The 9,883-nt window shown below is 67.6% G+C and carries 9 protein-coding genes; 3 read left to right on the top strand and 6 right to left on the bottom strand.

Annotated elements, in window-relative coordinates; translation table 11 throughout:
- The coding region (locus H3O04_RS30545) for an FAD-dependent monooxygenase (RefSeq protein WP_202589094.1) at positions 1–267 on the top strand (267 nt) is incomplete at its 5' end.
- Between the two features lie 193 nt (positions 268–460).
- On the opposite strand, the gene H3O04_RS30550 is transcribed toward H3O04_RS30545, so the two are convergent.
- The 5 genes from H3O04_RS30550 to H3O04_RS30570 all read right to left on the bottom strand — a co-directional run bounded on the left by H3O04_RS30550 (position 461) and on the right by H3O04_RS30570 (position 3,881).
- A complete protein-coding gene (locus H3O04_RS30550; protein ID WP_034175616.1) occupies positions 461–742 on the bottom strand; it encodes a DUF4148 domain-containing protein in 282 nt (93 codons plus the stop codon).
- A gap of 173 nt (positions 743–915) precedes the next feature.
- On the bottom strand, positions 916–1,665 hold the full coding sequence (locus tag H3O04_RS30555; protein WP_006493844.1) for an amino acid ABC transporter ATP-binding protein: 750 nt from the start codon (positions 1,663–1,665) through the stop codon (positions 916–918).
- A complete protein-coding gene (locus H3O04_RS30560; protein ID WP_006481394.1) occupies positions 1,652–2,302 on the bottom strand; it encodes an amino acid ABC transporter permease in 651 nt (216 codons plus the stop codon). The genes H3O04_RS30555 and H3O04_RS30560 overlap by 14 nt, the downstream gene beginning before the upstream one ends.
- Complete coding sequence (locus tag H3O04_RS30565) at positions 2,299–2,985, bottom strand: amino acid ABC transporter permease (RefSeq protein WP_011545692.1); 687 nt, start codon at positions 2,983–2,985, stop codon at positions 2,299–2,301. The genes H3O04_RS30560 and H3O04_RS30565 overlap by 4 nt, the downstream gene beginning before the upstream one ends.
- An 89-nt stretch (positions 2,986–3,074) precedes the next feature.
- Positions 3,075–3,881, bottom strand: coding sequence for a transporter substrate-binding domain-containing protein (locus tag H3O04_RS30570; protein WP_012337456.1), 807 nt, complete (start codon positions 3,879–3,881; stop codon positions 3,075–3,077).
- Positions 3,882–4,353: 472 nt separating this feature from the next.
- Here H3O04_RS30570 and ansP point away from each other — a divergent pair, with 472 nt between their 5' ends.
- Positions 4,354–5,844 (top strand): L-asparagine permease, encoded by a 1,491-nt coding sequence (gene ansP / locus H3O04_RS30575; RefSeq protein ID WP_202589095.1) that lies wholly within the window; start codon positions 4,354–4,356, stop codon positions 5,842–5,844.
- A 71-nt stretch (positions 5,845–5,915) separates the two neighbouring features.
- On the opposite strand, the gene H3O04_RS30580 is transcribed toward ansP, so the two are convergent.
- The gene (locus tag H3O04_RS30580; protein ID WP_202589096.1) at positions 5,916–6,221 is read right to left on the bottom strand and encodes a DUF4148 domain-containing protein; all 306 of its coding nucleotides are present in this window, start codon (positions 6,219–6,221) and stop codon (positions 5,916–5,918) included.
- A gap of 298 nt (positions 6,222–6,519) precedes the next feature.
- Between H3O04_RS30580 and H3O04_RS30585 the strand changes: the two genes are divergently transcribed.
- Positions 6,520–9,759 carry an efflux RND transporter permease subunit gene (locus tag H3O04_RS30585; protein ID WP_202589097.1) on the top strand — a complete coding sequence of 1,080 codons (3,240 nt, stop codon included), beginning with the start codon at positions 6,520–6,522 and terminating at the stop codon, positions 9,757–9,759.
- Positions 9,760–9,883 lie beyond the last annotated feature (124 nt).

Raw genomic sequence — 9,883 nt, forward strand, 5'->3', positions numbered from 1 at the left:
ATCCTCGATCTCGCGGTCGAGCGGATGGCTGTCGGGCGCGCGGTGCTGCTCGGCGATGCCGCATGCATGGTGCGCCCGCACACGGCGGCGGGCGTCGCGAAAGCGGCGGACGACGCGGTCGGCCTCGCCGAAGCCGTGCGCGACGTCGCACGCGGCGCCGCGTTCGATGCCGCGCTTGCCGGCTGGGACGCCCGTCAGCGCGCCGCGAGCGCAGCGATCGCCGCGCGCGGGATCGCGCTCGGCGCGCGGCTGATGGGCGCGGCGTGAGCGTGCGCCGGCCGGGTGTCGACTGTATGGCGGTGCGGATCGAACCGTGGATTCAGCCCGTGCAGCACGCTGGCGCGCCCGCCGTCGTCATCGGGCAGTAGCGGCTGCCCGCGCGCGAAAGCCGGGGCCGCGGCCGCCGCGAGCCACGCGGCGATCGCCAGCCCGGCCGCGCATGTCGATACGGCGCCCCGCTTCATTGCGCGCTCGCGGTCGACACGGTGGCCGACGACGTCGCGGCCATTGCCGTGGGCCGGTCGCCATGCGCGATCGCATACAGCTCGCGATTGCGCGCGATCGTCTGCGTGCTCGGCGGATAGTCCCAGTTCGACGTCGGCAGCGTGCCGTCGCGCTCCGCCTGAATCAGGTCGGCGCGCACGTCGGCGCGCGTGACCGTATGATCGGCAGATTGCGCGAATGCGACGATCGGTGCGCTCAGCGCACAGGAAAGCAATGCCGCACGAATCAGCTTGTTCATGATGTTCACCTCTCGAAGATAGCGTGTTAGCGTCCGCAGATCAGGCCGGACATCCGCTCCGCATCGATGCGATGAGGAGTGGTGTCCATTCTGCGATTCGCGCGCTGTCCGGAAGGTGAAGCTTCGATTACGGTCCTGTCATCTATCGCGGCCGGGCCGCACGGCGGTGTCGGTCAGCGCGTCACGGTTTCGGTGTTTCGCACGCTGCCCAGAAACCGCGTCAACTCCACCGTCTGCGGCCGCTCGAAGATCTCGTCGGCCGTCCCGCTCTCCCACACACGCCCCTGGTGCATGAACACGATCCGGTCGCTCACCGCACGCGCGAAGTTCATCTCGTGCGTGACCATGATCAGCGTCATGTCCTCGCGCGCGAGCTGCTCGACCACGCCCAGCACCTCGCCGACCAGCTCCGGGTCGAGCGCGGACGTGATTTCGTCGCACAGCAGCACGCTCGGCTTCATCGCGAGCGCCCGCGCGATCGCCACGCGCTGCTGCTGGCCGCCCGACAGCTGTTCCGGAAACGCGTCGAACTTGTCGCCGAGGCCGACGCGCTCGAGCATCAGTTCCGCGATCGCGCGCGCCTGCTGGCGGTGCGCCTTCTTCACCACCGACTGCGCGAGCATCACGTTCTGCCCGGCGCTCAGGTGCGGAAACAGGTTGTACTGCTGGAACACCATGCCGACTTTCAGCCGCAGCGCGCGCAGGTCCGCGTGCCGCGCATCGACGCGTTCGCCGTCGACCGAAATCGTGCCCGCGTCGATGCTCTCGAGCCCGTTGAGCGTGCGCAGCAGCGTGCTCTTGCCCGAGCCGCTGCGGCCGATGATCGAGACGACCTGCCCGCGCTCGACGGAGAAATCGATGCCCTTGAGCACATGATGGGTGCCGAAGTTCTTTTCGAGACCCCGGGTTTCAACGAGCGGCATGCCATCTCCTTTGCAACGTGCGCGCATAACGGGTAAGCGGATAACAGAGCGCGAAATAGATCAGCGCGACGAGGCCATACACGACGAACGGCCGGAACGTCGCGTTCGAGATCGCGATGCCGACCTTCGTCAGCTCGGTGAAGCCGATGATCGACACCAGCGCCGTATCCTTCACGGCCTGCACGCCGAAACCGACCGTCGGCGCGATCGCGATGCGCGCGGCCTGCGGCAGGATCACGTGACGCAATTGCTCGACGTAGCTCATCGCCAGGCTGGCCGACGCCTCCCACTGCCCTTTCGGCACGGCCTCGACACAGCCGCGCCAGATCTCGGCCAGATACGCGCTGGTGAAGAACGTGAGCCCCGCCGTGGCCGCGACCCACGGCGGCACGTCGAGCCCGACGAGCGGCAGGCCGAAGAACACGATGAACAGCTGCATCAGCAACGGGGTGCCCTGAAACACTTCGATATAGAGCTTCGCGATGCCGCGCAGCACCGTCGAGCCCGACACGCGCATCACGAGCAGCCCGAGGCCGACGAGGCCGCCCGTCACGAACGACACGATCGACAGCACGATCGTCCAGCGCGCGGCCAGCAGCAGGTTCGCGAGAATCTGCCCCAACGTGAAATCGGTCATCGCGCACCTCGCACGCGGCGGGTGAACAGGCGGCGGCCCATCGCGCCGAGCGTGGCGCGCAGCAGCAGCGCCATCGCCAGATACGCGAGCGTGATCACGAAGTACGTCTCGAACGCGCGGAAGTTGCGCGACTGAATGTAGCTGGCCGCATAGGTCAGGTCGGCCACCGAGATCTGCGACACGACGGCCGAGCCGAGCATCGTGATCACGATCTGGCTCGACAGCGCGGGAAACACCTTGGCGAGCGCCTGCGGCAGCACGACGTGGCGCAGCATCTGCGCGCGCGACATCGCCAGCGCGGACGCGGCCTCCAGATGCCCTTTCGGCACCGCGGCGACGCCCGCGCGCACGATCTCGACCGAGTACGCGCCGAGATTGAGCGTCATCGCGAGGATCGCGGCCGTGTATTCGTCGATGTGCACGCCGAGCGCCGGCAAGCCGAAGAAGATGAAGAACAGCTGGACGACGAACGGCGTATTGCGAATCGCCTCGACGTACGCGCCGATCAGCGGGCGCAAGCGCACGGCAGCCCGTGCGTCGGCGCTGTACGCGGCCGCGCCGAGCACGCCGACCGCCACGCCGAGCACGGTCGCGACCGCGGTCAGCGCGAGCGTGATCGCCGCGCCGCTCGCGAACACGCCGACGTACTCGGACAGTTCGCCGAATTGAAGCTGGTAGCTCATGGGAAGGAGATGAATTCGGGTTCGGACAACGACACGCGCCACGCCGGGCACCCCGGCCGCGGCGACGTATCAGGCGACACGGCGATGCGTCACAGTCCGGCCGGCAACGGCTGGCCGAGCCACTTGCGCGACATCTCGCCCAGCGAGCCGTCCTGCTTCGCATGCGCGATCGCATCGTCGATCTTCGCGAGCAGGCGCGGTTCGTTCTTGTTGACGCCGACGAAGCACGGCGAATTCTTGATCACGAACTTCACCTCGGGGCGGCGCGGCGGATTCTTCGCGAGAATCGCCGCCGCGACGATGTTGCCGGCCGCGATCAACTGGACCTGCCCCGACAGGAACGCCTGGATCGTCGCGTTGTTGTCCTCGAAGCGCTTGATCGTCGCGTTCGGCGCGAGCTGCGACAGCGCGATCTCCTCGAGCGCGCCGCGCGTCGCGCCGACCGTCTTGCCGGTGAGGTCGGCCGGCGTGCTCACTTTCACGTCGGACGGCCCGAACACGCCCTGGAAATACGGTGCGTACGCGCTCGAGAAGTCGATGACCTTCTCGCGCTCCGGCGTCTTGCCGAGCGACGAGATCACCATGTCGACCTTGTTGGTCGTCAGGTACGGAATCCGGTTCGCGCTGTTCACGGGCACCAGCTTCAGCTTGACGCCGAGCGACTTGGCGAGGAGTCCTGCCATGTCGATGTCGTAGCCTTGCGGCTGCATGTCCGTGCCGACCGACCCGAACGGCGGATAGTCCTCGGGCACCGCGACGCGCAGCGTACCGTTTTTCGCGATGGTGTCGAGCGCATCGGCATGGGCCGGCGCGGCGGCGAACAGCGCGATCACGGGGGCGGCGAGCAGCGCAGCCAGCCAGGTGCGTCGGGGGAACGGTCGGGTCGTCGGGCTCACGGTGAATCTTCCTTGTCTGGTATGTCGTCGGGCTGCGCGCAACGATTGCGCGGCCGACACCACTCCAGCAAAAACCGGGCCATCGCCGGGAAACGCTCGCCGCACCGGCATGAGCCGGACATTTCGGCGAACCCTTCGGCGAACCGAATTCCTCATTTCGGTGCATGAACCGGCACCATCGGTAACGGTTGCCCTCGCAGTGCGCGTCGGCGCACCAAATTACCTAACCGGTTCACCCGTCGCCGCGGCCGTTATGCGCGGATTCGAACACGCCCAGTCCAAATTTGCATTCCGTTTGTGGCGGGAATTACGGCTGCATACGTTCGCGACGTACCGTGCCGTTCGTCACGTCCGACGAATCGCGATCAGGACGAGCGCGCCCGATTCCGCTCGCGAGTCCGCCGGTACCGGTGGTCCCGATCGTCCCGCGATCGGGATGAATTCAATCCCATCCGTGCGCGAGGATACCGTCATGGCATCGATTCCCGACCCGTCGACAACCGGCGAAACCGACAAACGCAGCTGGCTCGAATCGCACGAAGCCGGCTATCACAAGACCCTCGGCAATCGACAGGTGCAGATGATCGCGATCGGCGGGGCGATCGGCACCGGACTGTTCCTCGGGGCCGGCGGCCGGCTGCAGGCCGCCGGGCCGGCGCTCGCGATCGTCTATCTGGTCTGCGGCGCGTTTTCGTTCCTGATCCTGCGCGCGCTCGGCGAGCTGGTGATGCATCGCCCCAGCAGCGGCAGCTTCGTGTCGTACGCGCGCGAATTCCTCGGCGAAAAGGCGTCGTTCGTCGCCGGCTGGATGTACTTCCTGAACTGGGCGATGACCGGCATCGTCGACATCACCGCCGTCGCGCTCTACATGCATTACTGGGCGCCGTTCGCGGCCGTGCCGCAGTGGATCTTCGCGCTCGTCGCGCTGTGCATCGTCGCGACGATGAACCTGATCGGCGTGAAGTGGTTCGCCGAGATGGAGTTCTGGTTCGCGCTGATCAAGGTCGCCGCGATCGTGCTGTTTCTCGTCATCGGCACGGCGATCCTCGGCACGGGCATGCCGGTGGCCGGCCATGGCACCGGCATGCATCTGATCACCGACAACGGCGGGTTCTTCCCGCACGGGCTGATGCCGGCGCTGGTGCTGGTGCAGGGCGTGGTGTTCGCGTTCGCGGGCGTCGAACTAGTCGGCACGGCAGCCGGCGAATGCAAGGACGCGCGCAAGGTGCTGCCGCGCGCGATCAACAACGTGATCTGGCGCATCGCGATCTTCTACGTCGCATCGGTCGTGCTGCTGGTCTGCCTGCTGCCGTGGAGCGCGTACAAGGCGGGCCAGAGCCCGTTCGTCACGTTCTTCGGCGCGCTCGGCGTGCCGGGCATCGGCTCGGTGATGAACCTGGTGGTGCTCACGGCCGCGCTGTCGAGCCTCAACTCCGGCCTGTATTCGACGGGGCGCGTGTTGCGTTCGCTGTCGATGGGCGGCTCCGCCCCCGCGTTCCTCGCGCGAATGAGCGGGCAATCCGTGCCGTACGCGGGCATTCTGGTGACGGTCGCGATCTACGTGGTCGGCGTGCTGCTCAACTATCTCGTGCCGTCGAGCGTGTTCGAGATCGTGCTGAACATCGCGTCGCTCGGCATCATCAGCACCTGGGGCTTCATCGTCGTGTGCCAGATGAAGTTCCGCGCCGCGGTCAGGCGCGGCGAGGTGGAAGACGTGTCGTTCAGGATGCCGGGCGCGCCCGTCACGTCGTGGCTCACGCTGCTGTTCCTGCTCGGCGTGCTGGTGCTGATGGCGTTCGACTATCCGAACGGGACGTGGACGATCGCGTCGATCCCGCTGGTCGCGCTGCTGCTCGTGGCCGGCTGGAAGTGGCTGAGCCGCCGCGCGCGCCGCGCGCTGCTCAAGCCGACGATTCCGTCGATCACGCTCACGCAGAACGTGCTCGAGAAAGGCGAGAACTGACGCGCGGCGGCATGCGCGCCGTCCGTTGAACGATCCGCCGCCGGGTTTCCGACGGCGGTCGCCAACCGCGCTCAGTGATGCTCGTACAACGGCTGCGTGTCGAGTGACGCGAGCGACGATGTAGCCGTCTTGGCCGCGTCGGTCGGCTGGGCATCGGCCGATCGCGCTTGCTGCGCGACGACCTTCGCTTCCGCGGCCTGGATGTCCTCGGGATAGTACGGATCGCTGCCGATGGGCCGATAACCGGCCTTTTCGACGCGGGCGAGATCGGCACGCACCTCGGCGCGGGTAACCGCATGGTCGGTGGTTTGCGCAAATGCGACGATCGGCGCGCTCAGTGCGCAGGACAGCAGGACTGCACGAATCAGGTTGTTCATGATGTTCACCTCTCAAAGATGGCTTGTTCGCGTCCGCAGATCAGGCCGGACATCCGCTCCCCATCGATGCGATGAAGAGTTGGATGCATTCTGCGATTCGCGCGCTTTCCTGAAGGTGAGGCTTCAATTACGGTTTTGTCATCTGGGCACCGGCGCCGGTCGGTCACCACGCACCCGCGTGCCCGCACAGATAACGGTTTCGTAATCCTCGAGTCAGGGTCGGGTCAACGCCGCGCCGGCAGACTGCGTGCTCGTCGCATCGAATGCGCATCCGAGCCCTGCTTCGAGGAGCACCATCATGTGGATCGTCCGGCTGGCGTTACGCAGGCCCTACACGTTCGTCGTACTCGCGCTGCTGATCTTCATCGCGGGGCCGCTCGCGCTGCTGCGCACGCCCACCGACATCTTCCCGAGCATCGACATTCCGGTCGTCAGCATCGTCTGGTCGTACAACGGCTTCTCCGCGGAGGACATGGCCAAGCGGATCACGTCGAACTACGAACGCGCGCTCACGTCCGACGTCGACGACATCGAGCACATCGAGTCGCAGTCGCTGAACGGCGTGTCGGTCGTGAAGATCTTCTTCCACCCGGGCGCCGACATCAATCGCGCGATCGCGGAAGCGGCGAGCAACGCCGCGTCGATCCTGCGCATCCTGCCGCCCGGCACGCTGCCGCCGAACATCATCACGTACAACGCGTCGACGGTGCCGATCCTGCAGCTCGGGCTGTCGAGCGACACGCTCGCCGAGCAGCAGCTGTACGACCTCGGCAACAGCTTCATCCGCACGCAGCTCGCGACCGTCCAGGGCGCGGCCGTGCCGCTGCCGTTCGGCGGCAAGATCCGCCAGATCGTCGTCGATCTCGATACGCGCGCGCTGCAGGCGAAGGGGCTCGCGCCGATCGACGTCGTCAACGCGATCAACGCACAGAACCTGATCCTGCCGGGCGGCACCGCGAAGATCGGCACGCACGAATACAACGTGCAGATGAACGGCAGCACGCAGACGGTCGCCGCGCTGAACGACCTGCCGGTGAAGACGATCGGCGGCAACGTCGTGTACGTGCGCGACGTCGCACACGTTCGCGACGGCTACGCGCCGCAGACCAACATCGTGCGGGTGGACGGCAAGCGCGCGGCGCTGCTGACGGTCGAAAAGACCGGCAGCGCGTCGACGCTGACGATCATCGACCAGGTGAAGGCGATGCTGCCGAAGATCGCGGCCGGGCTGCCGAAGGCGCTGCACATCGCGCCGCTCGACGATCAGTCCGTGTTCGTGAAGGCGGCGGTCCAGGGCGTCGTGCGCGAAGCGCTGATCGCCGCGTGCCTGACCGCGCTGATGATCCTGCTGTTTCTCGGCAGCTGGCGCGCGACGCTGATCATCGCGATCACGATCCCGCTCGCGGTGCTCACGTCGCTGCTCGCGCTGTCCGCGCTCGGCCAGACCATCAACATCATGACGCTCGGCGGGCTCGCGCTCGCGGTCGGCATTCTCGTCGACGACGCGACCGTCGCGATCGAGAACATCACGCATCATCTCGAGCTCGGCGCGCCGCTCGAGGAGGCCATCCTGACCGGCTCCGGCGAAATCGCGGTGCCGACCTTCGTGTCGACGCTGTCGATCTGCATCGTGTTCGTGCCGATGTTCCTGCTCACCGGCGTCGCACGCTATCTGTTCGTGCCGCTCGCCGAAGCCGTGATCTTCGCGATGATCGCGTCGTACTTCTTCTCGCGCACACTGGTGCCCACGCTCGCGATGGCGCTGATGCGCGCCAAAGGCAGCGGCCGCCCGCCGCGCGGCGTATTCGCACACCTCGTGCATGTGGCTCGCTTCCAGGCTGCGTTCGAGCATCGCTTCGAGGCCGTGCGGCTGCGCTATCGCGCGCTGCTGTCGGCGGCGATCGCGCGGCGCCGCCGCTTCGCGGCCGCGTTCCTGCTCGCCTGCATCGCATCGACCGGCCTCTACGCGTTCGCCGGGCAGGACTTCTTCCCGTCGGTCGACACCGGCGAGATCCGCCTGCATCTGCGCGCGCCGACCGGCACGCGGATCGAGGAAACCGCACGGCTCACCGACGAAGTCGAAGCGAAGATCCGTAGCGTGATTCCGGCGAACCAGCTCGCGGGCGTGCTCGACAACGTCGGCGTGCCGGTGAGCGGGATCAACCTCACGTACGACTCGTCGGACCCGATCGGCACCGAGGACGCCGACGTGCTCGTCACGCTGAAACCGGATCACGCGTCGACGGCCGCGTACGTCGCCAAGCTGCGCAACGTGCTCGCGCAGGCGTTCCCCGGCGTGACGTTCGCGTTCCTGCCGGCCGACATCGTCAGCCAGATCCTCAACTTCGGGCTGCCCGCGCCGATCGACATCCAGATCGTCGGCAACAAGCTCGACCAGAACCGTGCGGTCGCGAATGCGCTGCTCGCGAAGCTGCGCGGCGTACGCGGGCTCGTCGACGCGCGCATCCAGCAGCCCGGCGACGAACCGGCGATCAACGTGAACGTCGATCGCACGAAGGCGATCCAGGCCGGTCTCGAACAGCGCGACGTCGCGCAGAACCTGCTGATCGCGCTGTCCGGCAGCTCGCAGACGACGCCGAACTTCTGGCTCGATCCGCGCAACGGCGTCAGCTACCCGGTGCTCGTGCAGACGCCGCAATACACGGTGAATTCGCTGCAGTCGCTCGCGAACGTGCCGCTGCCCGCCGGCACCGCGCGCTCGCCGCAGACGCCGGCCGGCAGCCCGGCCGCGGGTGCGCCCGCGCAGAACCTGCTCGGCGCGCTCGGCTCGTTCTCGCGCGCGACGCAGCAGGCCGTGGTGTCGCACTACAACGTGCAGCCGGTGCTCGACATCTTCGCGTCGGTGCAGGGGCGCGACCTCGGCGGCGTCACGGGCGACGTGACGAAGCTCGTCGACGCCGCGCGCGCGCAACTGCCGCCCGGCGCGTCGATCGTGCTGCGCGGCCAGGTGCAGGCGATGCACGAGTCGTTCACGGGCCTGCTCGGCGGCCTCGCGCTCGCGATCTCGCTGGTCTACCTGCTGATGGTCGTGAACTTCCAGTCGTGGCTCGATCCGCTCGTGATCGTCGGCGGCCTGCCGGCATCGCTCGCCGGCATCGCATGGATGCTGTTCGTCACGCGCACCACGCTGTCGGTGCCCGCGCTGACCGGCACGATCCTGTGCATCGGCATCGCGACCGCGAACAGCATCCTCGTCGTGAACGCGGCGCGCGAGCTGCTCGCGGGCGGCGAGCCGCCGTGGCAGGCAGCGCTCGACGCCGGCTTCGCCCGCTTCCGGCCCGTCGTGATGACCGCGCTCGCGATGCTGATCGGCATGCTGCCGATGGCGCTCGGCCTCGGCGACGGCGGCGAGCAGAACGCGCCGCTCGGCCGCGCGGTGATCGGCGGCCTCGCGTTCGGCACGGTGTCGACGCTGCTGTTCGTGCCGGTGCTGTTCGGCTTCGTCCACGCGTGGCTCGCGCGGCGTCGCGACGCCGCGGCAGCGCGGCACGCACCCGATACGCCGGCGCTGCGTTGAGCGCGGACACCCGCCCCTTCTCATCCTTCGATTCGCCCGACCCCGGACCCACCATGAACGACTCGATCGAACCCGTCGCCCCGCCGCCCGCCGCCGAAGCGGCCACCGTGGCCGCAGCCGTGCC

Origin of the sequence: Burkholderia sp. KCJ3K979, assembly GCF_016759955.1 — a bacterium.
Taxonomy (GTDB): Bacteria; Pseudomonadota; Gammaproteobacteria; order Burkholderiales; family Burkholderiaceae; genus Burkholderia; species Burkholderia orbicola.

What these genes read in the sequence shown, in the direction of transcription:
- H3O04_RS30550 (WP_034175616.1), bottom strand. Translation starts at nt 742, where the DNA reads ATGAACAAGCTGATTCGTGCGGCATTGCTTTCCTGTGCGCTGAGCGCA.
- H3O04_RS30555 (WP_006493844.1), bottom strand. Translation starts at nt 1,665, where the DNA reads ATGCCGCTCGTTGAAACCCGGGGTCTCGAAAAGAACTTCGGCACCCAT.
- H3O04_RS30560 (WP_006481394.1), bottom strand. Translation starts at nt 2,302, where the DNA reads ATGACCGATTTCACGTTGGGGCAGATTCTCGCGAACCTGCTGCTGGCC.
- H3O04_RS30565 (WP_011545692.1), bottom strand. Translation starts at nt 2,985, where the DNA reads ATGAGCTACCAGCTTCAATTCGGCGAACTGTCCGAGTACGTCGGCGTG.
- ansP (WP_202589095.1), top strand. Translation starts at nt 4,354, where the DNA reads ATGGCATCGATTCCCGACCCGTCGACAACCGGCGAAACCGACAAACGC.
- H3O04_RS30580 (WP_202589096.1), bottom strand. Translation starts at nt 6,221, where the DNA reads ATGAACAACCTGATTCGTGCAGTCCTGCTGTCCTGCGCACTGAGCGCG.
- H3O04_RS30585 (WP_202589097.1), top strand. Translation starts at nt 6,520, where the DNA reads ATGTGGATCGTCCGGCTGGCGTTACGCAGGCCCTACACGTTCGTCGTA.